Annotated in this window: 25 protein-coding genes and 1 tRNA gene; 12 read left to right on the forward strand and 14 right to left on the reverse strand. The window is 51.5% G+C overall.

Annotated elements, in window-relative coordinates:
* Positions 1-15: 15 nt before the first annotated feature.
* From GO013_RS05600 to GO013_RS05610, 3 genes are read right to left on the reverse strand one after another with little or no spacing between them, the layout of a single operon-like run.
* Complete coding sequence (locus tag GO013_RS05600; RefSeq protein WP_163809075.1) at positions 16-300, reverse strand: hypothetical protein; 285 nt, start codon at positions 298-300, stop codon at positions 16-18.
* Positions 297-1277 (reverse strand): 16S rRNA (cytosine(1402)-N(4))-methyltransferase RsmH, encoded by a 981-nt coding sequence (gene rsmH, locus GO013_RS05605; protein WP_163809076.1) that lies wholly within the window; start codon positions 1275-1277, stop codon positions 297-299. Before rsmH ends, GO013_RS05600 begins: the two co-directional genes overlap by 4 nt.
* Positions 1277-1723 carry a division/cell wall cluster transcriptional repressor MraZ gene (locus GO013_RS05610; protein ID WP_163809077.1) on the reverse strand — a complete coding sequence of 149 codons (447 nt, stop codon included), beginning with the start codon at positions 1721-1723 and terminating at the stop codon, positions 1277-1279. The genes rsmH and GO013_RS05610 overlap by 1 nt, the downstream gene beginning before the upstream one ends.
* Before the next feature lie 281 nt (positions 1724-2004).
* On the opposite strand from GO013_RS05610, the gene pyk reads away from it, so the two are divergent.
* Together pyk and GO013_RS05620 are read left to right on the forward strand one after the other, a co-directional pair.
* Complete coding sequence (gene pyk, locus GO013_RS05615) at positions 2005-3447, forward strand: pyruvate kinase (RefSeq protein ID WP_163809078.1); 1443 nt, start codon at positions 2005-2007, stop codon at positions 3445-3447.
* The gene (locus GO013_RS05620) at positions 3447-4460 is read left to right on the forward strand and encodes an HD domain-containing phosphohydrolase (protein WP_163809079.1); all 1014 of its coding nucleotides are present in this window, start codon (positions 3447-3449) and stop codon (positions 4458-4460) included. Before pyk ends, GO013_RS05620 begins: the two co-directional genes overlap by 1 nt.
* A gap of 555 nt (positions 4461-5015) precedes the next feature.
* Here GO013_RS05620 and GO013_RS05625 read toward each other — a convergent pair.
* Entirely contained in the window at positions 5016-5504 is a 489-nt protein-coding gene (locus tag GO013_RS05625) for a CBS domain-containing protein (protein ID WP_163809080.1), read from the reverse strand.
* A 146-nt stretch (positions 5505-5650) separates the two neighbouring features.
* Between GO013_RS05625 and GO013_RS05630 the strand changes: the two genes are divergently transcribed.
* Both GO013_RS05630 and GO013_RS05635 read left to right on the forward strand, forming a co-directional pair.
* Positions 5651-6433 carry a DUF3108 domain-containing protein gene (locus tag GO013_RS05630; RefSeq protein WP_163809081.1) on the forward strand — a complete coding sequence of 261 codons (783 nt, stop codon included), beginning with the start codon at positions 5651-5653 and terminating at the stop codon, positions 6431-6433.
* A 251-nt stretch (positions 6434-6684) separates the two neighbouring features.
* Positions 6685-8022 carry an ATP-binding protein gene (locus GO013_RS05635; protein ID WP_163809082.1) on the forward strand — a complete coding sequence of 446 codons (1338 nt, stop codon included), beginning with the start codon at positions 6685-6687 and terminating at the stop codon, positions 8020-8022.
* Here GO013_RS05635 and GO013_RS05640 read toward each other — a convergent pair.
* Both GO013_RS05640 and GO013_RS05645 read right to left on the reverse strand, forming a co-directional pair.
* Positions 8019-8288, reverse strand: a complete 270-nt coding sequence (locus GO013_RS05640) for a hypothetical protein (RefSeq protein WP_163809083.1) — start codon at positions 8286-8288, stop codon at positions 8019-8021. The two genes, GO013_RS05635 and GO013_RS05640, sit on opposite strands and share 4 nt — an antisense overlap.
* Positions 8285-8590 carry a hypothetical protein gene (locus GO013_RS05645; protein WP_163809084.1) on the reverse strand — a complete coding sequence of 102 codons (306 nt, stop codon included), beginning with the start codon at positions 8588-8590 and terminating at the stop codon, positions 8285-8287. The genes GO013_RS05640 and GO013_RS05645 overlap by 4 nt, the downstream gene beginning before the upstream one ends.
* Before the next feature lie 68 nt (positions 8591-8658).
* Here GO013_RS05645 and rlmD point away from each other — a divergent pair, with 68 nt between their 5' ends.
* The 6 genes from rlmD to GO013_RS05675 all read left to right on the forward strand — a co-directional run bounded on the left by rlmD (position 8659) and on the right by GO013_RS05675 (position 14089).
* Positions 8659-10029 carry a 23S rRNA (uracil(1939)-C(5))-methyltransferase RlmD gene (gene rlmD, locus GO013_RS05650; protein WP_163809085.1) on the forward strand — a complete coding sequence of 457 codons (1371 nt, stop codon included), beginning with the start codon at positions 8659-8661 and terminating at the stop codon, positions 10027-10029.
* A gap of 164 nt (positions 10030-10193) precedes the next feature.
* A complete protein-coding gene (locus GO013_RS05655; RefSeq protein ID WP_163809086.1) occupies positions 10194-11441 on the forward strand; it encodes an HD domain-containing protein in 1248 nt (415 codons plus the stop codon).
* 144 nt (positions 11442-11585) lie between these two features.
* Positions 11586-12182: a cobalt transporter CbiM gene (cbiM, locus tag GO013_RS05660; protein ID WP_163809087.1), complete on the forward strand. Its 597-nt coding sequence runs from the start codon at positions 11586-11588 to the stop codon at positions 12180-12182.
* Complete coding sequence (locus tag GO013_RS05665) at positions 12179-12754, forward strand: hypothetical protein (RefSeq protein WP_163809088.1); 576 nt, start codon at positions 12179-12181, stop codon at positions 12752-12754. The genes cbiM and GO013_RS05665 overlap by 4 nt, the downstream gene beginning before the upstream one ends.
* 132 nt (positions 12755-12886) lie before the next feature.
* Positions 12887-13342 (forward strand): Rrf2 family transcriptional regulator, encoded by a 456-nt coding sequence (locus GO013_RS05670; RefSeq protein ID WP_163809089.1) that lies wholly within the window; start codon positions 12887-12889, stop codon positions 13340-13342.
* 105 nt (positions 13343-13447) lie between these two features.
* On the forward strand, positions 13448-14089 hold the full coding sequence (locus GO013_RS05675) for a hemolysin III family protein (RefSeq protein WP_163809090.1): 642 nt from the start codon (positions 13448-13450) through the stop codon (positions 14087-14089).
* A gap of 1012 nt (positions 14090-15101) precedes the next feature.
* Here the strand turns inward: GO013_RS05675 and GO013_RS05680 are convergent.
* The 7 genes from GO013_RS05680 to GO013_RS05710 form a co-directional block, all read right to left on the reverse strand.
* Positions 15102-15203 carry a MetS family NSS transporter small subunit gene (locus tag GO013_RS05680; protein ID WP_163809091.1) on the reverse strand — a complete coding sequence of 34 codons (102 nt, stop codon included), beginning with the start codon at positions 15201-15203 and terminating at the stop codon, positions 15102-15104.
* 9 nt (positions 15204-15212) lie between these two features.
* Positions 15213-16697: a sodium-dependent transporter gene (locus tag GO013_RS05685; RefSeq protein WP_163809092.1), complete on the reverse strand. Its 1485-nt coding sequence runs from the start codon at positions 16695-16697 to the stop codon at positions 15213-15215.
* Positions 16698-17089: 392 nt separating this feature from the next.
* On the reverse strand, positions 17090-17431 hold the full coding sequence (locus GO013_RS05690) for a DsrE family protein (RefSeq protein ID WP_163809093.1): 342 nt from the start codon (positions 17429-17431) through the stop codon (positions 17090-17092).
* An 81-nt stretch (positions 17432-17512) separates the two neighbouring features.
* Positions 17513-18238, reverse strand: coding sequence for a thioredoxin-dependent peroxiredoxin (prxU, locus tag GO013_RS05695; protein WP_163809094.1), 726 nt, complete (start codon positions 18236-18238; stop codon positions 17513-17515).
* Between the two features lie 222 nt (positions 18239-18460).
* Positions 18461-18537, reverse strand: a tRNA-Pro gene (locus tag GO013_RS05700).
* 386 nt (positions 18538-18923) lie between these two features.
* Positions 18924-19943, reverse strand: a complete 1020-nt coding sequence (gene amrS, locus GO013_RS05705) for an AmmeMemoRadiSam system radical SAM enzyme (RefSeq protein ID WP_163809095.1) — start codon at positions 19941-19943, stop codon at positions 18924-18926.
* A gap of 68 nt (positions 19944-20011) precedes the next feature.
* Entirely contained in the window at positions 20012-20389 is a 378-nt protein-coding gene (locus GO013_RS05710; protein WP_163809096.1) for a hypothetical protein, read from the reverse strand.
* A gap of 157 nt (positions 20390-20546) precedes the next feature.
* Here GO013_RS05710 and purM point away from each other — a divergent pair, with 157 nt between their 5' ends.
* The gene (gene purM, locus GO013_RS05715) at positions 20547-21608 is read left to right on the forward strand and encodes a phosphoribosylformylglycinamidine cyclo-ligase (protein ID WP_163809097.1); all 1062 of its coding nucleotides are present in this window, start codon (positions 20547-20549) and stop codon (positions 21606-21608) included.
* Positions 21609-22565: 957 nt separating this feature from the next.
* Complete coding sequence (locus GO013_RS05720; protein ID WP_263577269.1) at positions 22566-22964, forward strand: rhodanese-related (seleno)protein; 399 nt, start codon at positions 22566-22568, stop codon at positions 22962-22964.
* A gap of 416 nt (positions 22965-23380) precedes the next feature.
* On the opposite strand, the gene GO013_RS05730 is transcribed toward GO013_RS05720, so the two are convergent.
* The gene (locus GO013_RS05730; protein ID WP_163809100.1) at positions 23381-24643 is read right to left on the reverse strand and encodes a radical SAM protein; all 1263 of its coding nucleotides are present in this window, start codon (positions 24641-24643) and stop codon (positions 23381-23383) included.
* Positions 24644-24861: the final 218 nt, after the last annotated feature.

The following is a 24861-nucleotide window of genomic DNA, read 5'->3' on the forward strand; positions in this document are numbered from 1 at the left end:
TGGCAGTACGCGTCGCTACCTTGTGTCCGTTATCCGCCGAATCTGCCCCGGCGCGGCCACTCCCAAGCCGAGTTGACTTGCAAGCTTCTTGAGCTGATACGGTGAAACCAGGTTGTTCCTCTCAACCGTCAGTTTCACAGCCAGATCCTCTTTCTGGCTCAGTTGCAGCTCCATCTTGCGCAGATCATATGCCAGATCGATACGCTCGATGTTCAACCAAACAGCTCCCAAACCCAGAGTAAGCGCCATGCCGAAAAGGCTTAACGTCATCCAGAGGAGTGTTTTGTCGGTTTTGCTCATACGGTTTCCCCGTTCGGTCCGAGTTTCTCCGCTACCCTGAGTTTTGCACTCCTGGCGCGGGGGTTTCCGTCCCTTTCAGTGTCCGAGGCGCCCAACGGTTTCTTGGTGAGCACTTTCATTTCGGGGATACCTCCGCAGGTGCAGTGAAGTTGTTGCGGGGGGCATTTGCACCCCTTGGCTGCATCCCGAAATGCGTGCTTCACCGCCCTGTCTTCCAGGGAGTGAAACGAAATGATGGCCACTCTCGCGCCTGGTTTCAGGCGTCCGATGATGGTTTTAAGGTAGTACTCAAGTTCCTCAGTCTCTCTGTTGACTGCGATACGCAGTCCCTGAAAAGTTCGGGTCGCCGGATGATTCCGCGCGGTGTGCCGCATTTTTGGCGGGTATGCCAGACGCACAATTTCGGCCAATCGGAGCGTTCGTGTGATCCGTTCCTTGTCCCGAGCCTTCAATATTGCCGACGCTATTTTCCCGGCCAGGGGATCTTCCCCATAGACCCTGATGATCCGCGCCAGATCACCGTGTTTCAGTGTATTGACCAACTCTTCGGCCGAAGCCCCGGAGTCGGGGTCCATGCGCATGTCCAAAGGACCGTCGTGGATAAAGCTGAATCCTCTTTCAGCAACATCCAGCTGCATGGACGAGACGCCGAGGTCCAAGACCGCGCCGTCAATCGTGTCCCAGCCGATATCGTCCAGGGCTTCCTCAAACCGGGAAAAAGGGGCGTGGTACAGATGAATACTGTTTTCGAAATCCACGAGACGCTGTCTTGCCAGCGTCAAAGCCTTTTCGTCCCGGTCAAGCCCTAAAAGTTCGGCCGTGCCTCCTGCCGCCTGTAAAAGCGCCAGACTGTGACCTCCCATGCCCAATGTGCCGTCCATGTAACGGCCTCCTGGCTTGGGCCGAAGCCACTCGACAACTTCATGTAAAAGAACAGTCGTGTGCAGTGATGCGGGATCTTGGGTGCCCTGTTTCATCAGAAAGGAAGGGCGACGTTGTTTTCAGCCAGCTCGCCGGACACGTCATTGTCCTCTTCGAGCAATTGGTCGAAGCTCTCTGCCGACCAGATTTCAAACCGTTTACCAGCTCCCATGACCACTACGTCCTTTTCCAATTTGCCTGATTTGCGCAGATGCGCGGGAATGGCGATGCGTCCCTGCTTGCCAACCTTGACTTCTGTATAGCCGAGGTTGAAAAGTCGAATGATGTTCTGGAGTGCCCGGCTCGGAGCCTTGATCCCGTCCAGTTCACTTTCAAGTTGCGTCCATTGCTCGGGGGTGATGCCGATGACATGCTTGTCATAGATGGTCAGCACCATGACCGCGTCCGATGACTCGGCGCGTATCAAATCCTTGAACTCGGGCGGCAATATGAGCCGTCCCTTATCGTCAAGGCTTCGGTGTGCATGACCTTTAAACTTCATTTTTCCCCCGGGAGATCTGTGTCTTCCACATTCTTACACTAGTTTTACACTGATTTCCACTTCTTCCCACCTGTGCTTGAAAATCAAGGGAAAGTCAACCTCTCCTGTTGAGAATCATTGGTAAAAATAACCCGGGCTTATTGCTTTTTTCAGGTGCGCGGCCTAGACTTCGCATACATCCGAGAGGGTGACCTGTTGAAAAGTCGAAGAAAATCAGCGCAGAGGATGTTTCCTTTTTGGCCTTAACCGCCAACAGGAGGAAACAGAGCAAGGAGGCTGTCATGGATAGGCATATTAAGATCATTGCGACACTGGGACCGGGAACCGAAACATATGAAGCTGTGAAAAATCTGGTGGCATCCGGTGCCAAGATATTTCGGTTGAACTTTTCCCATGGCGGTCGGGAATTTTTTGCGAGGATGGTGGAGATCATCCGGCGGTTGGAAGTGGAGACCGGCTACACCCTGACGGTGCTTCAGGATTTGTCGGGTCCGAAAATCAGGACCTGCGATGTGGGGCTTGGTGCGTTTGAAGTGAACAAGGGCACGGAAGTTCTGTTGGGCACGCCCGATGAATATAAGGAAGATGGGAGCCCATTCATTTGTCTCGATATCCCGGAGATGTTTGCCGGGGTGAAGGAAGGGGATCAAGTCGCTTTGGGAGATGGCGTGATCCGGTTCAAAGTGGCGAAGATTGAGCGGAAGCATCTGATCCGGCTGGTTGCGACCAACTCCGGTATCTGTCCGCCCAGAAAGGGCATCACGTTTCCCGGAACCACGACCCCGTTGGCTCCATTGACCGACAAGGACAAGGCGGACCTCGCCATCGGCATGGATTTGGGAGTGGACGTGGTTGCCATGAGTTTTGTCCAGAAGGCGCAGGACATCAGAAATTTACGGGATAAAATGGTGCAATATGGACGGCGGGTTCCCATTATTGCCAAGATCGAACGGACAGCGGCTTTGGACTGTCTTGATGAAATTATCGATGAAGCCGATGGTATCATGGTGGCGCGTGGTGACCTTGGTCTGGAGCTTGATCTGGCAGAATTGCCCACCGCGCAGAAACGGATCATCCGGGCTTGTAACAAGCTCGGCAAGCCGGTGATCGTGGCGACCCAGATGTTATTGTCCATGGTCAATTCGCCCATGGCGACCCGCGCGGAGACAACGGATGTGGCCAATGCCATTCTGGACGGTGCGGATTGCGTCATGCTGTCTGAAGAAACGGCTGTAGGGCAATATCCGAGCGAGGCGGTCAAGTTCATGCGCAAGATTGCCTATGAGATCGAGGCGTACATGTTCGAGACCGGTTTGGGGAATGTGGCCGTGGATGGAGTCAAGGAACACCCGTCCACCTTTTTGGCGCACGCCGCTGCCATGCTGGCCGGGAAAGTCGATGCCAAGGCGATCATCTGTCATTCCACCTCGGGTGCCACGGCCCGTATCCTGTCATCCTGTCGCCCCAAGCAGTCCATTTACGCCTTGAGCACGGATTCTTCGGTCAGGCACTTCACAAATCTTTCATTGGGGGTTATTCCTGCGGAACCTCTGGATGTCATTGACGACCATCAGGAGCGGGCCGAAGTCTTTGTCAGGCAATGCCCCTCGTTCAAGGAAGGGGATGTTGTCGTGGTGACGGCCGGACAGCCGGAAAAGGGCAAGACCGTGACCCAGACCAATGTGGTCAAGCTGTACGAAAAGCTCAAAAAAGAAGAGATTTGATGGCTGCTGCTCAGAAACACGATATCCCTGACGGTCTCAACGAGGAATACTACCAGATCAGTGCCGACATTCTGGGCAGTTTCAACAAATATCGTCCACCCTTGAACATCTTCTTGTTCAAGGAGGATGTGGCGCGGATTCTTCCCTATTATAAGGTTGGGGGCCGGTTGAGCAACGAGCAGATCGATGAATTGCTCGCTTTGACCCGACAGGGAGTGATTTTTGTCTCTCGTGACGATCACCCTGTCTATGTCGAACATATCAGTTATCAGCTTGATCTGGTGCTTGTGGACAGGAACCTCAAGGAAAAGGAAATCGCGGACATTTTTACGCAGGCCCTCACCCGAAGGCTGGCGGAGTTTTTTGCCCAACCCGTGAAGAATGTTTTTGAGAAACTGTGGGTCGATCTCATGGTCCTGTCCGAATATCTCTATGCGGACATGAGTCGGTCTCGTGCCCTGGTCCGGCGGTTGCACACCGAACATTCCCTGGAAAATCATTCCGTGAATACGGGCTTTTTGGGGCTTGCCTTGTGGGGAAAGCTCAAGGAAAAAGATTTTCACGAGGCCGTCAAGCGAAAGACCTTTGACCGGGTGCTGGCCGGATTGTTCCTCCATGATCTCGGCATGGCCAAGGTCCCGGCTTTTATTCGATCCAAGGACAAGCCGCTGACCGGCGATGAACGGACCAAGGTGAATGCGCACACAAAGACTGGCTATGAGATGCTCGGCAAGCTCGGGGTGCGTTTTGCCGAAATCGATCAGTGTGTCACGCAACATCATGAACGGATCAACGGGGCTGGCTATCCGCTCAAGAGCACCGAGCAGGATTTCCCCGGACGACTCTGTGCGGTCGCGGATTCCTTTTGCGCCATGATATCCCGGCGGCCTTATGCCAAGTCCATGGGATTTGTGCAGGCCTCTATGTCTTTGCTGCAAGATACAAAGTATGACCGGGCAATCACCAAAGCCTTGCAAATGTATCTCATGATGGATCTCAAAATGAAGCCGTGATTCATTCGTGGTGAAAAGTTCGATATTTGACAGAGATAACTTTTTTATTCCCGGGCTTTGCCCGGACCCACCAGAGAACCCTTTGAAAAGGGTTCTCTGGACTCTCCCAAACTTTTTATCGCTCGCTTCGCTCGAGGCTTTTCGATATCGGGACAAAATATCATGGGAAATCAGTCTCTTTGCTGACGAATGGCTGATGCCGAACCCGCCGAAGGCGCATCAAAAAGTTTTGGAGATTCTCAAGAACCTTTTTCAAAAGGTTCTTGAGCCGCCGGAGGCATTCCTTTCTTCTTCCTTCCCGGGCTTTGCCCGGACCCACCAAAGAACCCTTTGAAAAGGGTTCTCTGGACTCTCCTCAACTTTTTATCGCTCGCTTCGCTCGAGGCTCTTCGATATCGGGACAAAATGTCATGGAGAATCAATCCCTTTGCTGACGAATGACTGATGCCGAACCCGCCGAAGGCGCACCAAAAAGTTTTGGAGATTCTCAAGAACCTTTTTCAAAAGGTTCTTGAGCCGCCGGAGGCATTCCTTTCCGCCATCTTCTAGCGAAAATTATTTGAATATTGGGATCATGTCTCTGGTCATTTCTCGGTAGACGTCAGTCACATAGACCACCCCCATCACGCGATCACCTTCAACGACCAGTGCCCAGTCTCGGCGAGATTTGAGAAAGATATCGAGCACGACGAGGATGGGATCGTTGGGCTTGAGGATTGGCGGGTTGGTAATGAGATATTCATCCAGTCTGAGCTGGGTGCAGATGAGACAGGCGTTGGCGAATTGCTGATCCCAATCCACTTCGCCGTCGGCTTTGAGATTGTCATCCTTGAGGACTGACTTCTTGACTGCTTTGAAGAGTTTCCACAGATTGATGGTTCCGGCGAGTTTGCCACTCTTGGTCTTGACCACCACGACTTGGGAATCAGGGGCATCGACCATGGCTTTCCGCATGACTCGAATGGCTTCGGCCAGACTCGCGTCGTCCTGAACAGTGGGATATTCGTCGCGCATCATGTCCCAGGCGCGTTTTCTCAGCATCATATGAGTATCTCTCCTTGGTCAACATGGTGTTCGTCAGGGGCTTACCTGCTTCACTCGTATCTGTTGTCCTTTTTTTTGTCCATACTAACAACAGGCAAAGCGAGGCGTGGCTTGACTTGGAGGGAAAAGATGGCAAAAGTGCTCTTATGCGAAAACCTGTCATCCTCGTGAGTCTTGTTTGGGTGCTTCTGGCCGCACCCTTGGCCCATGCCGTAGAAACCGTCCCTTTTGGGCCGGGAGAAAAACTTTCCTACGAAATATATTGGACGTTTATCCATGCGGGTGATGCCGTGCTGGAGGTCATGCCGGATACGGAGATCAACGGTACCCCTGCCCGATATTTCAAGGCCACGGCCTCGACCGTGCCGTGGGTGGATGCGTTTTATAAAGTGCGTGACGTGCTTGAAGCGTGGACGGATCTGGAAGTGACGCATTCTTTGCGGTACACGAAAGACCAGAATGAAGGGACGTACCACAAGAAGGTCGATCTGGTGTTCGATAAGGAGACCAATCAGTCCAGACGATATACGCGGGGCATTTTGCAACACACTTTGGACCAGCCCGTGGACGTTTTTGACCCCATGTCTGTCCTTTTTAGTTTTCGCAAACAGATTTTGTACAAATCCATGCAGTTTGGCGCCAATGTTTCTGACGGCAAGAAAACCGTTGTTGGTGAATCCACGGTAGAAGCCATGGAAACCATCAAGACCGGGATCGGACCGATACAGTGCTTCCGGGTTCGGCTGGATATCAAACACCTGTCCGGGGTGTTCAAGAAATCCCGCGACGCCGAATTGCTTGTCTGGTTCTCGGCAGATGCCAGACGAATTCCGGTGAAAGTCAAATCCAAGGTCAAGGTGGGGCATTTCACCATGGAGCTGGTCGGGTATCAGCCTCCTTCGTCTTCAAAGAAAGAGACAGCTCGTTAATTTCATCCTTTTCAAGTCCTTATTGCGAACGACAACACGTTCTTTGCATCGCTCCATGACTTTTGCGAATGGAGCGGTGTGAGTTTTTGTTGCTAAACTTGAATGTTTTCAGTATGTTGTAATAATCATTGATTCGTTCTCGTATAATTGTGTGCAAATGCTGGATTGTCAATCTTGTCAGTAGTTTGCTGGCTACTGTATGGTAGACACAGGCTGTTTTTGGCACACTATAGAGCAATGATGAGGCGGTAATGAGCATACTTTTTGGAAATTACATCCGAGGGCGACGTGAATCGTTACGAAAAGACAATCCCGAGTATTCCATCCGGCGCGTTGCCAAGCGGATAGGCATCCATCATTCATATTTGAGTAAGGTCGAGCGGGGGGAGCCTGCATCGTTTTCCGAGCGGACTGTGAAGGCGTTGGCAAAGGAACTGGAGGAGGATCCTGATTTGCTGATGGCCATGAACGGAAAGATTTCCGAAGAGATTCGCCGGGCGATTTTTGATGTCCCGGAATTGTTTCCCTGTTTTGTGCGTCATATCAAGTCGTCACCCCGGCCCGATGCCGGGCAGTGCGAGTTGGCTGTCTTGCGGAGTTTGCGAGATATGAGTGTGGTGCAGATGGATTCGTCCATGCGGATTGTCTGGGCCAAGACGGATGGAACGTGTTCCCGGTGCATGGAAGGGCGAAAGTGCTATGAATTTCTGTATGATTCAGGAGAGCCATGTGCAGGGTGTCCAACGTTGGAAGCCTTGCAAAAAGGGGAATACGCAGGCGGAGAGATCCGTTTGCCCAATGGGGATGTGCGTTTGGTGGGCAGCACGCCACTTGGACGAGGTGCACAGGTAACTGGTGCGATCAATTTTGCGGTGGATGTATCCAGCGGGAAAAAAAGGGAACACGTTCGCCGGGAGGCTGAGGCGATGATGTTGCACGATATCCGGTCGCCGCTGGCTGGCCTGATCGGCATGATTCGGACCATGCAGTATGATACCAATTTGACCAGTATGCAGGTTGCCGACCTTGCGATGATGGAGCGGGCGGCAGAGGAATTGTTGACGCAGGTGTCCGGGGCTTTGGATATGCAACTGATTGAAAACGGGCAGTTGCCGTACACACCGGGCACGGTGAACGTGGGGGAGCTGATTTGTTTGTTGGCAAAAGGGTTTACCGCTGGCGAACGGTTTCGGGGTGTTGACCTTTCCTTGTCTGTGAATGGTCGGCCCCTGGCGAGTGAGGATCGGGTCTGGGCCAGGGCGGATAGCGGTTTGACCATGCGGCTGTTGAGTAACCTGATGACCAATGCCATGGAAGCGTCTGGTGCGGGGGATACCGTGCAGGTTCGGTTAGAGAATGGCTCGGGCGTCCGGGTCAAGGTTTCCAATCCGGCGGTGGTGCCGCAGGAGATGCGAAGCCGTTTTTTCGAGAAATCGGTGTCGTGGGGAAAAACCAATGGGTTCGGATTGGGGACCTATGGCGCGAAGCTCATGGCGGAATTCATGAATGGGTCCATTGATTTCACGAGCAATGAAGCGGATGGCACAACCGTGACCGTGTCCCTGCCCGGGGCTGTGGCCAGAGCCTAATCCACCGGGTGTATCCGGACTTTTCGGCTGCGGGGGAATTCTCGTTTCAGCAGTGTCTTGAGCTGCTTTTTTATCTGAGATATATCGGTTTGAACCGTTGTATGGTAAAATCCTGATTCCGTGACTGTGCAGGTCGTGTCCGTATCTTTGACAATGCGCACGAATCGGTCTCGTTTGTAGGTCAACAGGACAAGGCCCTGCCCGGGAGTGAGCTTTTTCAGCCGGGTGAGGGTGTGCGGAATGACATTTGACAGGTCGAGCATCATATCTTTTTCCGGGCGATGTGGGTGTCGGTCTCAGCGGGACCAAGGTCGTAAAGTCGGATTTTTGTCGATCTGGGAAATTCTCGTTTCAGTAATGTCTTCAGCAACTTCTTCATGCGAGTGGACGGAATGAGAAATCGTTCTTCGTGAAAGCCTTTTTCTTTGACCTCAAATTGGTCGTCGACGAGACGCTTGATGACAACGGATCTGTTTCGTTTGTAGGTCCGCAGGTCGATGGCGTGCCCTTCGGGCAGTTTTTTGAGGGTGCGCAATACGGTTTGCAGGGCTGTGGCCTTGTCGATCATGTCGAATACAATAGACAGCCGGAGAAAAGCATGTCAAACGACCTCTCCGGCAACTAATCGGAGGAACCATGCCCTTGAAAAAAGAAGATCTCGTCGAATGTACTATTGAATCCCTTGCCTTTGGTGGCAGAGGGGTGGCCCATGTGGACGGTATGGCCGTCTTTGTGGCGGACGCACTGCCCGGTGATACGGTCAAAGTCCGTATTGTCCGTGCCAAGAAACGCTTTGCCGAGGGTGTGGCAGAAACCGTGGTCACGCCGTCTTCGTTTCGGGTTGCGCCGAAATGTGCGCATTTCGGACAGTGCGGCGGATGTGCTCTCCAGAATCTGGACTATTCTCGCCAGCTCGAAGAAAAGGCGAATCAGGTCCAGAATGCTCTTTCCCGGATCGGTCAGGCGGACATCGCCATGGATGCTCCGGCCCCGTCTCCGTCTCTCTGGACATATCGCAACAAGATGGAATTCGCCTTTGAACAACAGGACGGCAGCCTGCATCTCGGTTTGCGAAGCCGACTCCCGGCCGGAGAAAAGGGGTTGCCCCCGGTGCTCGACATCGAGGAATGCCATCTGTGCGCGGAACGGGATATCGAAATTGTACGCATGGTCCGCGAATTTTGTCGTGAATCCGGTATTCAGGCATATGACCCGAAAACACAAAACGGGTTTTGGCGACATCTCGTGATCCGGCACACCGCGCTCGGTGAGATGCTGGTTCATGTCATAACTTCTTCTGATTCGCGGAAGTATTCGTCGGTGGAAGCTTTGGGTGCGGCCCTGGTCGAGCGGTTTTCCGAATTGACTTCCTTTGTCCATTCGTCCCGTTCAAAGCGGAGCACGCAGGCAGTGGGTGAATATGTCGAGTTTCGACTTGGAACAAAAGCCATCGAGGAAAAGGTCGGACATACTCGATATCATGTTTCTCCCAATATGTTTTTCCAGACCAACTCCGCCGGAGCCGAGGTCCTCTTTAATACCATTCGAGAATACGGGGAATTTGATGGCTCGGAGAGCCTCCTTGATCTGTATTGCGGCGCAGGAGCCATCGGGCTGTACATGGCCGATTCGGTCGAGCGTGTCGTGGGCTTCGAAATAAGTGAAGAATCCATTGCCAAGGCCTTTTCATCGGCAAAGCTCAATGAGTTTGAGAACTGTGATTTTGCGGTCGGTTCGCTGGATGACGGACTTGGCAACCTCAAGAAGTTTCCGAAATTCGATATGGTGGTGGTCGATCCGCCCCGTTCAGGGATGCATGAAAACATGGCCAAGGCCCTGCTTATTCTCGCACCGCCCAAGATTGTGGCCGTGTCCTGCGATCCCGCCACATTGGCCAGAGACGTGAAACGACTGTCTGACAAGTACGATATTGTTCGAGCGCGTGCCGTGGATATGTTCCCGCATACCCATCATATTGAAACCGTGGCCTTGCTGGTCAGAAAGTAATTTCTTCCCGTTGAGTGGATTTTAGCATTCATTCAGGCCCTGATGCCACGGTGCATCAGGGCCTTTTTGTGATGTTGCGATTGGTCTGACGTTTGTTTTTTCGTCCCTTGCCTTTGTTTCGTATTTTCGGCACAGTTTTTTTTCATCCGAAACAGGGAGCGATCATGTCTGTCATCATCAGGAAGAGCTTGCTTGAACTCGTTTTCTCCGGCGCATTCATGAAACGGTGGAACGATAAGTTGCGGCCCATGGAGTTGGTAGAAGTGGATAAACAGGGGCACAAGATGATTGTGGCCTGGCTGCTTTTTTTGTTGAACTCGAAGACCATGGATGTGGCCCGGAAACGCGCGCTCGGTGAATCCATCATCAAGGGTGGCATCTACGATTACCTGTATCGGCTGGTCATCACGGACATCAAGCCGCCGGTGTTCTATCGGATCAAGGAAAATGCCGAAGACTATCGAACCCTGTCCAATTGGGTGCTGGATCAGCTCAAACCCCGGATCATGCCGTTGGGCGAAGACTTTATGCAGGGGATGCACGAATATCTTATGGAGCCGGAAGACAAAGGGCTTGCCCGGCGCATTTTGAATGCGGCCCACCTGTATGCGAGTTATTCCGAATTCAAGTTGCTGAAATCCATCAATACCATGGACCCTGAACTCATCGAGATCGAAGCAAGTTTCGTGTCTCGTCTGGAGCATTTGCAAGACCTGACCGGAGTGTCTGAATTGCTGAACGAGGATGGCAATGTGCTTGGCCGATTTGCGCGCATGTGTGGCCGACTGCGATATCAGAAAAGATGGTCGCAAACTCCACGCGTGCCGGAAACATCGGTGCTGGGGCACATGTTCATCGTGGCGGTGTATTCCTGGTTTTTCAGTATGGAAGTGGGGGCGTGTCGTGCCCGCTGTCAGAATAATTTCTTTTCCGGACTGTTCCACGATTTGCCCGAGTTGCTGACCAGGGATATCATTTCTCCGGTCAAGGGAGCGTCGCAGGAGATCGGGGATCTGATTCATGATTATGAGACGCTCGAATTGGATCGGGTGGTTCTGAAACCGCTGAAGGATGGCGGATACAAGGATATTGCGGACCGGTTGGAATACTTTCTCGGGCTTGAAGTCGGGTCTGAATTCAAGGCCACCATCCGTCGGGATGGGGTTGTCGAGGAAGCCTCGGACGCAGATCTCGCCGGGGAATATAATCTCGATATCTTGGACCCAAAAGATGGACCGCTCCTCAAGGTTTCGGATTCCTTGGCCGCGTACATCGAGGCCCATACTGCTTTGAAAAATGGTATTTCTTCCGGACAGTTGCATCACGCCCTCTACCGTATTCAGCAGACCTACACTGAGCGTCCCGTTATTGCCGGAGTCCAGGTCAGTGCGTTGCTTGCAGATTTTGATTGAGCGTGTCCTTTTTCTCCTGTCATGGGCAAACACCGCTTGATATGATGAGGTACAGGGTGTATACAAATTTTAATTTGTTAACACGATCTGTTGATTCAGCAAGTATTCAAGCTTGTTGTGGCAGTATGAATCAAGGCGGATTCCATGCACATTTCCGAAGGCGTTCTTTCTGCTCCCGTGCTTTTGAGCGGGGCCGGGCTGGCTTTTGTCGGCACGGCCATTGGGTTGAAGAAGATTGATTATGACGAGATCATGCCGGTGGCCATTTTGTCAGCGGCATTTTTCATTGCATCACTTATTCATGTTCCGATCGGCCCGGCAAACGGCCATCTGATTTTGAATGGCCTTCTTGGTGTGGTTCTTGGCTGGGCGGCCTTTCCGTCCATTCTCGTGGCACTGGTCCTTCAGGCTGTGTTGTTCCAATTCGGCGGGCTGACCGTGCTCGGTGTGAATACATTCACCATGGCCGCACCAGCCGTGTTGAGTTTTTATGTGTTTCGGCCCTTACTTATTAAGGGGACTGGCAGTCGTTTTGCCGCCGCTTTCATGTGCGGTTTTTCAGCCATGCTTCTCAGTACCATTTTGACAGCTTCGGCGTTGGCTGTGTCTGGTGATGCCTTCAAAGAAGCTGCATCGCTGCTGTTTTATGCGCATTTGCCGATTATGGTCATCGAAGGGGTGATCACCGGATTTGCCTATACTTTTCTTGCCAAAGTCAAACCGGAGGTGCTTGCTGCATGACCCGTCTTCTTCTTTCTGTCTGTCTGGCCATGGTCGCCACACTGTTTTTGGCCGCTGTTTCCGAGGCGCACAAAGTCAATATTTTTGCGTATGTTGAAGGAAATACCGTGGTCACGGACAGTGGCTACAGTCGGTCTAAGAGGGTGCAGGGTGGTGTGGTCGAGGTTCGAGACGGTTCGACCGGGAAGTTGTTGCTCTCGGGCACGACCGATACGACCGGGCGGTTTGATTTCGAGATTCCCGCCGAGGTTCGGGAAAATCAGGCTGATCTGCGATTGTTGCTCAAGGCCGGGGCCGGACATCAGGCCGAATGGACCGTTACCTATGCCGAATTCAGCCATACACCGGGCATATTTTCCGACACAACGTCCGATCACGTACATACGGCCGTTCAAGTAACCAGTTCGTCTTCGCAGGATGTGGAGACGCTGCTGCGGCGAGAGTTGGAACCGATCAAACGAATGCTGGCCGAAATGCACGACGCTGGACCGTCTGTGACCGAAATTCTGGGGGGCATCGGCTATATTTTTGGACTATTCGGTGTGGTCGCGTACATGAAAAGTCGAAAATAATGTCTATTTTTTGGTTTGAAACAGACTACAAAGGTCGCGATTCCATTGTCGTGGCTTTTTTTTTATGATAATTCCCGCATGAAACATATCTGATTATTCCAAGCTACTGATAACTCACACAAGGAACCAGCAATGAAACTGACAACACGGAGTCGTTACGGAACGCGGATGATGCTTGACATCGCACAGAACTGCCAGGATGGCCCTGTCCGAATTCAGGATATCGCCGAACGGCAAGGCGTATCGGCAAAGTATCTTGAAAAATTGATCCGAAAACTCAAGGAAGTCGGGTTCGTGAAATCTAAGCGGGGACCTCGAGGCGGTCATTCTTTGGCTGTGCCTGCGCATAAGATTCCTATTGGTGAAGTGGTTCATGCCTTGGAAGGTGACGGATCTCTTGTGGAATGTCGGTCCGGTAAGGAAGAATGTCACCGTATGGATATCTGTTTGACTCGTCGCTTGTGGCAGGAAGCCGCGGATGCCATGTACAATCATCTCAACACAGTGACCCTGGCGGATTTGCTTCGGGATGCCGACGAATGCGCTCAGCCGCAGTTGAATCCTTTGGATATGCGGCACGCCAGTTAATGCAGAGAGAGGGGGAATACGTCTGTTCCCTTTCAAACACTTGTTTGCGCACTGGAAGTGGTGTAGTCAGTATATCTGACAACCCTCTTTCATGGAGTGTGAAATGTGAGCTGTTCGTTGCGTGATCCTCTCAGTGGATTGACCCATTGTATTGCGGCCTTCTTGGCCGTATTGGGAACCGTTTTGCTTATTTTGCGATCGGTGAACCCTGCCATGCCATGGCATATCGTGACCTTTTCCATCTTTGGCGGAGGCATGATTCTCTTGTATACGGCCAGTACCTTATACCACTGGCTGCCTGTTTCCGAATATTGGATTCGATTTTTACGGCGAGTGGATCATTCCATGATCTTTTTTTATATCGCCGCGACCTACACGCCAATTTGTCTCATCCCGCTCAGAGGTCCATGGGGATGGTCCCTTTTTGGCGTGATTTGGGGACTGGCCGTGGCTGGTATTGTCATGAAGATCTTTTGGCTGACCGCCCCGCGTTGGCTCTCTACCGGAATCTATCTCGCCATGGGTTGGCTGGTCTTGGTGGGGATTTATCCGCTCTATCAGTCCCTTTCCGGTCCGGCCTTGGCCTGGCTCGTGGCTGGCGGTCTGGTGTATTCCATCGGTGCCGTTGTTTATGCCGTGAAATGGCCTGATCCTATTCCCACTATTTTTGGTTTCCATGAAATATTCCATCTTTTCGTCATTGGCGGGAGTGCCTGTCATTTCGTGGTGATGTATTGGTATATTTGATGTGCAAATGCCTCGGGCGGCTGGGGGAAGAGGAGAGAAAAATCCTTTGAAAAGGGCTTTTCTCTCCTCTTTTCTCAGGCCCCCATCTCCTCTTTTTTCCTAAATTTTTTATGTGTCTTCGGCAGGTGTATACGTCCGCGTGATGCTGGGTCATGTTGGGGGATGTCTCCGACGGCCAGAGGGGAACCTCTTGGAAGAGGTTCCCCTCTGGACTCCCCTCCAGAACTTTTTATCGCGCCTTCGGCGAGGCCTCACGACATTCATTGAGTGGGATTGAAGAAATATGAGGGATAAAAAAGGGGATGGGTAAAGAAATAAAAGGCCCTTGCAGAAAATATTCTTGTCCAAATTTTTCAAAAGAGTTTGTAAAAAAAAGCAATCTTTACAACGTCTTTTCAAGAGCCACACGAACAAATGCTGCCGGCAGCTCTCGCGAAGCGACCTAAAAAGTTTAGGAGAGTCCAGAGACCCCTTTTCAAAGGGGGCTTTGGTCGCCGAAGGCATTCATGAATTTTGATTTTTGCCAGAGCCGCACGAACAAATGCTGCCGGCAGCCTTCGCGAAGCGACCCAAAAGGTTTAGGAGAGTCCAAAGCCCCCTTTTCAAAGGGGTCTTTGGTCGCCGAAGGCATTCATGAATTTTGATTTTTGCCAGAGCTGCACGAACAAATGCTGCCGGCAGCCTTCGCGAAGCGACCCAAAAGGTTTAGGAGAGTCCAGAGCCCCCTTTTCAAAGGGGTCTTTGGTCGCCGAAGGCATTCATGAATTTTGATTTTTGTCAGAGCCGCACGAACAAATGCTGCCGGCAGCCTTCGCGAAGCGACCCAAAAAGTTTAGGAGAGTCCAGAGCCCCCTTTTCAAAGGGGGCTTTGGCAGGTCCAGGACAGCGTCCTGGTCTCGCTGAAAGCGCCACCCGGTAGGGCTGGTCGCGGCGAAGACAACGGTATGAATTTTGGTCAAAAAAAGAGGGTGCCATCGGTTGATGGCACCCTTGTTTGAGTATGGTGTGATATTTAGTCTTTTTTTGTACGCATGGCGAGGCACATACAGTATGCAGCCCCTCCCCAAGTCACGCCGAGACCGACAATCATCATGATAATCGCGGAAGTGTTCATTGTGTTCTCCTAGTCGTTGTTCAAGAAGCTGCGGGCAGCCTTCTGCATGTTGAGGATCAGCCCCAGAATGAAGGTTGCGGGGAGCAATGCCCAACCGAGCAGGATCAGGTCCTTGTTGGCGTATCCGCCGTAGGGTGTGCCCATATCGGTGTACACGATCATGATGAAGGAATATCCGAGCACGACGACCGTGACGATCTTGAGACAGAATCTCCAAGCGTTGCCGACGCTGAAATCGGAAGTCCTGTTTACATGCTTTTGAATTTCATCCAGACCGATGATGTAGCTCATCAGAATGATTTCGACCAACGCAACTCCGAGGATGCAGAGGTTGTTGATGAAGTGGTCCACGATGTCGAGGATAAGCAGGCCGCCGCCCGTGGTGAAGACCACGGTCAGACCGAAACCGATTGCACAGATGGTGGACGCGGTTTTTCTCCGGCTCCAACCGAACTTGTCGATGAAGGAGGAGGACACTGCTTCCACGATGGAAATGTGCGAACTGATTCCTGCCATGGTCAGACACAGGAAGAACAGGGTACCGATGAAGGTTGCTGCCGGCATGGTGTTGATAGCAGCCGGGATGGTGACAAAAGCCAATCCAACGCCAGCGCCAGCCACGTCAGTGACGCTTTGGCCCGTGGCTTCTGCCATGTGCCCGAGAACGCCAAAAATCATGACACCGGCAAGCATGGAGAATCCACAGTTGATGAAGACGGTCATGGCCGCGTTGTTGTTGATGTCGGATTTTTTTGGCAGATAGCTGGAGTATGCCAACATGATGGCAAAGGCGATGGACAGGGAGAAGAAAATCTGACCATAGGCATCAGCCCAGACCGAGAAATCGGTCAGCCTGGAAAAGTCCGGAGTGAACAGATAGCTCAGGCCGGTCATAGCGCCGGGCAGGGTCACAACGCGGGCAATCAGGACGAGGACCAGGAAGAAGAGCAGTGGGATGAGGATCTTGCAGGCGCGCTCAATACCCTTGCGAACGCCGGATGTGATGGCGAGCCAGGTGATGCCCCATGCCAGGGTACATGCCCCGAGAATTTGCCAGCGGATGCCGTTCAATTCAAACGGAGAGCCGGACAGACCGAGATATTCGCCAAAGAAGAATCCTTTGGGATCTGATCCCCAGGATTGATTCAGGGCAAAGCCAGTGTAGTTGATGCTCCAGCCGATGACTGCAATATAATACACTGAAATGACAAAGGCGATCAGAACCTGCATCCAGCCGAGGAATTCCCATTTTTCACTGATGGACCGGAATACCTTGGGTGCGGAGCCGCGATATTTGTGTCCCATGCCGAATTCCAGAATCATGAAAGGAATACCGGCTGTGAGAAGAGCGAAGATGTAGGGGATGATGAATGCGCCGCCGCCATTCTCATACGCCATGTAGGGAAAACGCCAGATGTTTCCCAGACCGATTGCGGAACCGACCGCTGCCAGTACAAAACCGGCACGGGAGCCCCATTGTTCACGTTGAGCCATGTGATCACCTATAAAGTTTGAGATTCTCTCCCGCCCCTCTGGCGGGTTGGAGAAAAGCTGATGGGCATGTACGTCCTTGTCCTGAAACGAAAGCAAACCCGGACACGTACAGTACGGCCCGAGGTCGTTTTCGGTGCTTTTCTCCGAAAAAGCTCCATTCAAATATGGTATAATATGCAGACTGTCCACTGATAAAAATTGCTTATGGACGAATAAAAATCGGTGATGTGTCGAATTTGCCAAAGAATATGGCTTTTTAAGAGGAGCAAGTTGGGGAGAAAATATTTTTGTTAAAATCTAGACAGTCCTTGAGAGCTAAATTCTATTGCTTTAACAAAAAAGGTAAACGCCCTGAAAAGCAGAATTTTTTCAGGGCATGATCAATGATTGGGTCAAAATGTGATAACAGTATATCCTTTTGCCTGATAATTGGCGATTGCGGGATGCCCTGCCATGTCCCCAATAAGCGGAATATTTGCTGTTTTTATGGCATTCAGGACGCCCAGTTTTGAAGAACAAGCCTGGCAGGCTCCTTCGATCAATCCTGCTTCTTTGGCGGTGATGTACAGGCTGTGGAAAGGATGTTCCTTTTTTTCCAATTTCGGGATCAGCGTGACGGACGAGCCTTCGAAGACGATGATGGGATCGTGGCCTTTCTTTTCCATATCCAGCGCGTTCAGGAGGACGTGGACAAAGCACATGGGATCACCATTGAAAGCAAAGAGGCAATTCATGAAAAAAACTCCGTGGTTCGTGTGTATGAAAAAGGCCCTTCGACGCAGATCAAAGGGCCTGTGAAGCAGGGCTTGTCGTGATTAGTCGAAAGCCTGTTCGACTTTCCAGGCTTCCCAGACTTTGCCCACAAGGTCGGGGCCTGGATTCAACACGGGTTTGCCCGGTCGCCATCCTGAGGGGGTGACCTCCGCGCCTCCGGTTTTTCGTACGAGTTGGAATGCTTGAATCTGGCGCAGTGTTTCCGACACGTTGCGTCCAACAGGTGGTGTCAGCACTTCAAATGCCTGGACATTGCCGTCCGGGTCGATGAGGAAACGGCCTCGAACATCCACGCCACCGTCTTCGTCGTACACGCCATAGGTGGACCCGACAGCACCGCCGCCATCAGACAGCATGGGGAAGGGGATTTTGCCCTTGGTGACCATTTTTGAGAGTTCGGTTTGCTCCCACATCTTGTGGACAAACATGGAATCCGTGGACATGGACAGGACCTGAACGCCGAGCTTTTCAAATTCTTCGTTTTTTTCTGCGACCGCAGAAATTTCGGTTGCTCAGACAAAGGTGAAGTCACCGGGGTAGAAGCAGAGAACGACCCACTGTCCCAGATAGTCGGACAGTGTGACGGAATCAAATCCGCCGTCGATATAGGCGGAAGCAGTGAAATTGGGAGCTTTTTGGCCGACGCGAATCATGGAACCTCCTTGGGTGATGTTCGCTTTGTGCGAAGTGATGGTGTCGTCGGGCTGTTCAACTGCCTCGACCTTGGGGCCGGGTCGGTTGCACCCTGCTGCTTGCTGTGTAGGCATGGCAGTCTCCATTGGTTTATGAGTGAAATTTTTTCATCGAGTATTGGTATATTCGATGAAACTAATAATATCTACTACTTTTATAAATGCAAGGGGCATTTTACAAAAAAAATGTGGAATTCTATGGAATTCGATCATGAAGAAAGCTGAGAGGGGGGGTGAGGCTGACATAAGGGAAATAAAAAAGGCTCCGAGTCAATGACTCGGAGCCTTGATATAAGCTGGTCGGGGCGAAGAGATTTGAACTCCCGGCATCCTGCTCCCAAAGCAGGCGCGCTACCAGACTGCGCCACGCCCCGTCAGATTCGTGAGGTTTCCCTCTGGCTTCGTTGCTGCGAAGATGACCGATCCTTGCGTAGAGGACTACGCGGCGGCCCTGTCATCTTCTTGCGCCTTGTCAGAGAAAAACCTCACGAATCTGACAAGTCGCTTGAGCTTTTGGCTCATTGCTCCTTGAAGAGTATTGGTCTGTGCGTACTCTGTACGCGAAAGACTTGTTCTCTTCGTGCGGCATGTCAGAAATTCATTTGTGAATTTGACACGTCGCTTGAGCTTTTGGCTCATTGCTTCTTGAAGAGTGTTGGTCTGTGCATCGGGTTGACGCGGTGGACTTGTTCTCTTCATGTGGCAATGTCGTCTTGAAGGGATGCATACCTACTGCAAAAGTTTGCTCTTGGCAAGCCTCTTAATTCATGTCGATGCCTTGAATGGCTTCACCACATTCCGAGCAATGTCCATTTTCAATCCCCAGGATTTTGATCGAGAAACCAGATCGATCAATGAGTTTGGTTCCGCATCCAGGGCAGAAGGTGTTTTGTCGGTTCAAATCAGGCATGTTGCCGACATACACATATTTCAGCCCTTGGGCTTTGCCGATGGCATACGTTTCTTGCAATGCTTCGGCCGGTGTGACCCCGGAATCAACCATTTTGTAATCTGGATGAAAACGGGAAATGTGCCACGGGGTGTCCGTGCCCAACTCTCGGGCAATGAATTCCGTCAATTTCTGGATGTCTTCCTGCGAATCGTTACGGCCCGGGATGAGCAGGGTCGTGATTTCAAGCCACCATTTGAGGTCATGTTTGATCTTTTTGAGATTCGCCAGCACGGGCTTGAGATGTGCGCAGGAAATTTCCTTGTAGAAATCTTCATTAAAACATTTCAAATCCACGTTGATGGCATCGATGAGCGGTCTCAGGGTATCGAGACATTCAGTGCTCATGAATCCATTGGAGACCAGAACGTTTTTCAGGCCGCGTTCCTTGGCGAGTGTTGCAGTGTCCTGAATGAGTTCAAAGAAAATGGTTGGTTCGGAATACGTATAGGAAATGGAGGTGGCCCCCAGTCGAATGGCTTCATCGACCAATTGTGTCGGTGTGACTTTCTGCCCCTCGATATTTCCTTTTTCATGTGGTGTTTGGGAAAGCGACCAGTTTTGACAGAATGTGCATCGGAGATTGCATCCCATCGTTGCTATCGAATACGTTTGCGTTCCCGGTTGAAAGTGATAGAGTGGTTTCTTTTCTATTGGGTCCAGATGGTGGGCGGCAACCTTGTCGTAATTCAGGGAATAAAGCGTCCCATCCCTGTTTTCGCGGACTCCGCATTGGCCTCTTTGACCAGGCTCTATGGTACAGGAATGGTTACAGAGTCGGCAGGATATAGCCCCATTTTCGACCGGTTCCCACAGTCTTGCTTCAATCATTGAAAAAACCTCCTGAACGGACACTACCAGAAGGGTGCAGGTTCGTCATTGTTCTACAAGGGGGACAATCAATTTTTTGTTTCCGTTGTTGTGGTTTTTTTAGTTTTCTTGCCGTCCTTGTCTATGAACTCTTCTGTCGTTGTGGTTGTTGTGTTTGAATTGGCCGGTTTGGATGACACTCCCCATGGTGAAATGACGGTTTCCCGATCATACCAATCCTTTTGTTCCTTCTTCGGAGGTTTGGAGCTGATGGTGCTATCACCATCCTTGTTGGTCTCGAACGACGTCGTGGCTGCTTCGTCTTCTACCGAACGGGTACCGAAGCTGCTATCCTGCCGATTTTTCGCCGTATCTTCATTTTTGAAGGTGTTTTCGGCAAAGCCCGGGGTCACTGTCAAAACAAAGACGGTCGCTAAAGCGACGACGATGGTGTTGAAATGACGCATGGTTTCCTCCGTGATATAAACTGGATATTCGTTTTTTATTCATACGCTGAGATACTGTGTCTTGCAATGCAATTGCCGAGCCGGTCATTCTCCCCTTGAACTTGGGCGAGCAACCATCTATACAAGCTCCATCTTGAACGCTTGTTAGGAGATATACATGAGCGACAGCGCGAAACGTTCCCAGGCATACACCGCAGCCGGTGTGAATATTGAGGCAGGCAACGAATTTGTCGGCCGGATCAAGGATATGGTGAAATCAACCTTTACGCCCGGTGTGGCAACGGACATCGGGGGGTTTGGAGGATTATTCAAGCCTGAGATTTCCGGCATGGAAGCCCCCATGCTTGTTGCCGGAACTGACGGTGTCGGCACCAAGCTCAAGTTGGCCTTCATGTTTGACAAGCATGACACCGTGGGGATCGACCTCGTGGCCATGTCGGTCAATGATGTGCTTGTTCAGGGTGCAACCCCGCTCTTTTTCCTCGATTATTTTGCAACCGGCACACTCGAACCCGGTGTTGCAGCCCAGGTCGTTTCCGGCGTCTGCGAAGGCTGTCGTCAGTCCGGTTGTGCGTTGCTTGGCGGTGAAACTGCCGAAATGCCAGGATTCTATCCCGATGGCGAATATGATTTGTCCGGCTTTGCCGTCGGCATGGTCGATACGCCCAAGGTCGTGACCGGCAAAACCGTTCAGCCCGGTGATGTGCTCATCGGACTTGGTTCAACTGGTGCCCATTCCAACGGCTGGTCGCTTATTCGTAAAATCCTCGCTGAATCCGGTCTCAAAAAAGATGACACGTTCCCCGGAACAGACAAGACCGTCGCCGATGTTTTGATCGAGCCGACAAAAATTTACGTCAAGTCCGTTCTCGAAGTGCTTGAATCCTTGACCGTGAAAGGTATGGTTCATGTCACTGGCGGTGGTTTTTACGACAACATTCCTCGCGTTTTGCCAGAAAATGTGACTGCTGCCATTGAATTTGGTTCATGGGATATGTTGCCAATTTTTGACTGGCTCAAAAATCAAGGCGGACTCTCTTGGCCCGAAATGCTCCAGATTTTCAACTGCGGGATCGGCTATATCCTCATCCTTGACCCGGTAAGTGCCGACAAGGCCATGGAAATGCTCGATGCTCGTGACGACGTCAACGCCTACCGCATTGGAGAAATAATCGAACGCCAAGGTGCTGACGAACAAGTGGAAATAACCTTTCCCTAGTTCATAAAAATGCCCCTCCCAAGGCCGCTTTCCAAAGCGGCCTTTTTTTTGCCCTTTCTACCCAGCGTGACCAGCCCTACCAGGGGTCGCCTTCAGCGAGACCAGCCCTACCGGGGGTCGCCTTCAGCGGGACCAGGACGCTGTCCTGGACCTGCCAAAGAACCCTTTGAAAAGGGGTCTCTGGACTTTCCTAAACTTTTTGGGTCGCTTCGCGAAAGCTGTCGGTAGCGCGAGTACGTGCGATTTTGAGAGAACGATGTAAAATTATACAAGGGGTGTTTTCTGCAAGGGTCTCTCTTTTTTTACTCATCCTCTTCTATTTCTTCAATCTCACTCAATGGATGTCGTGGAGCCTCGCCGAAGGCGCGCTAAAAAGTTCTGGAGGGGAGTCCAGAGGGGAACCTCTTTCAAGAGGTTCCCCTCTGGCCGTCGGAGACATTCCCCGCGTCGCCTTCAGCGAGACCAGGACGCTGTCCTGGACCTGCCAAAGAACCCTTTGAAAAGGGTTCTCTGGACTTTCCTAAACTTTTTGGGTCGCTTCGCGAAAGCTGTCGGCAGCGCGAGTTCGTGCGATTTTGAGAGAACGATGTAAAATCATACTTTTACAGACTTTTTTGGAAAATAATACAAGGGGTTTTTTCTGCAAGGGTCTCTCTTTTTTTACTCATCCTCTTCTATTTCTTCAATCTCACTCAATAAATGTCGTGGAGCCTCGCCGAAGGCGCGCTAAAAAGTTCTGGAGGGGAGGCCAGAGGGGAACCTCTTTCAAGAGGTTCCCCTCTGGCCGTCGGAGACATCGTGTAAAATTGTCAAAGGGCAGAAAAATGGTTGTTTGTGACGTTAGAGATGTGGTGTTTGTCTTGAGTTTGGGTGTGTGTTTTTTATAGTGGACGGGTGTCTTTGTGCTTGAGATCGATGACAGTCAACAAGGAAGGGACCATGATTGAGCGAGGAATGATGCGGATTGTAGTGGCTTTTGTCGTAGGTCTTTTATGTGTTGCCGGGACGACTCTGGTGGCATGTGCCGGGGATTCTGTGCCCCGTATGCAGGTCGGTGAATTGGTTGAGATGATCGATTCTGATAATGTCATGGTGGTTGATGTTCGACGGAGCAGGGACTGGGAAGGATCGGAAAGCATGATAAAAAATGCTGTCCGTAAACCATATGATGACGATGCATGGATGGCGGTGGTTCCAAAAGACAAGACCATTGTCGTGTATTGCGCCTGACACAATGAATATACCAGTGCCCGTGCGGCACAGGCATTGATGAAGGCCGGTCATGAAAACGTCTACGCATTGGAAGGCGGCTGGGCTGCCTGGAAAAAAATGGGCTACCCAACACAAAATAAATAAAATAAAGAATGTCTCCGACGGCCAGAGGGAAAACCTTTTGGAAGAGGTTTTCTCTTTGGACTCCCTTTCCAGAACTTTTTGTCGCGCTTTCGGCGAGGCCCTGCGATATCTATTGAGTGGGGTTGAAAAAGTAAGAGTGCTTTACAGAAAAACCCTGTTTTACATTTTTCCCATAGAGTCTGTAAAAATACAATTTTTGACAACGTTTTTTCAAGAGTCGCACGAACTTTTGCTACCGACAGCCTTCGCGAAGCGACCCAAAAAGTTTAGGAGAGTCCAGAGACCCCTTTTCAAAGGGGTCTTTGGTCGTCGAAGACGCCACCCCGGCGAGGGGCCGCCGGAGTCTTTCTCGTTCTCGATGAAATATGGCCAAAAAAAAGCCGCCTTCCGTAGATGGAAGGCGGCTGAGTGCGTTGTTATCCGAGATACGGGTTGAAGTAGCCGTAATCGATCCAGGGCAGGGCTTTTTTGAGCCGTTTCTTGAAATTCATGAATCCCATGCACGGGGAATGCCCAAAGGGTTCCATGAGTTTCATGTACAGGGCGGGATCGAGATTGAGATTGCGTAATTGGATGAAATCGTACTTGCAGCATTCGCCGAGTTCGACGAGTGCGGCGAATTCTTCTTCGGTGTCGGTGATGCCGGGGAAGAAGAGCAGGTTGAGGGAGACGAACATGCCGACCTCGTGGGCCTTGGCAATGGTCTCGCGAACGTCTTCAAAGGTGTAGCTCTTGGGTCGATAATAGGCTTCGTATGGGCCTTTGCGAGCCGAGTTCAGACTGACACGAATGGAGTTGACCCCGGCGACTTTGAGTGCGGGGATGACCATGTGTCGGGAACCGTTGGTGTTTATATTGACCGTTCCGGATCCGCCGTCGGAGCGATATTCCTTGATGGCATCACAAATCAGCTCGGCTTCGGTGAGCGGTTCTCCTTCGCAACCTTGGCCGAAAGAGAAGATGGGACGGCGTTCACGGGATTCGTGCCGACGCATGACCTGAACGATCTCTTCGACCGTGGGGGTAAAACTGATGCGGCATTGAGGAGACGGGAAACCGGACTCTTCGGGCTGGTGGGAAATGCAGCCGACGCATTGGGCGTTGCACGCCTGTGCTGTGGGCAGAGGACATTCAAAACGTCCCAGTGCGAGATTTTTGGCAGCGGGACATCCACTGGTCAGGGCACAGCCTGCCAAATGGTTGACGAGCCGGTTGTTGGGCATTTCCGAAAGGAGCTGATGCGCTCCGGCCTCAACCCGGTCGGGCGGGATGTGCTTGAAAACCTGTCGTTTGTCTTCATCCACTTTTTTGGCACAGACCCAGAATTTGCCGTCGGCAAATCCGATAGCACCGTATGAAAGCAGGGGAAGCACCTGTGCATCGTCGTCTTGTTCGTAGGCGGCGATGCCGGTGACAGTGTGGCCGGGACAGGCAAAGGCGGCAACGGCCAAATCTTCCATGACTTCGGCCTGGCCGGTTTCCGGATTGTAGCCCATGGCATGTCTGCCAGGGAGCATGAAAAATTCTGATTCGGCAGGCAGGGGGGTGATTTCATCTGGTCGTGGCAGGCCGAATTCTTCGCCGCGACGGACCATGAGAAGCAAGTCCGGATGGTCGAAGATTTCACCTTCCGCGTTGGAAAAAAGCATTCTTGGCTGGGGTTTCTTTTTCGATGACATAATGTGTGTATCCTAAAGGGAAAGACCGGTGTTGGGCAAGGGGCTATTATACATTATAATTTGGGAATCCTTCATTGACTGATTGCAGAGAGCGTTTGTTCAAACACTCGTGAAAACGTGTGTACGATTGGCGCGCCGATGAAAATTCCTGTGTAGGAAAATTGAAAACGACTGCGTGGCGATAGCATGAAGTAAAGCCGATCGTATAGGGCGAAACA

This window comes from Pseudodesulfovibrio sp. JC047 (assembly GCF_010468615.1).
GTDB lineage: Bacteria > Desulfobacterota > Desulfovibrionia > Desulfovibrionales > Desulfovibrionaceae > Pseudodesulfovibrio.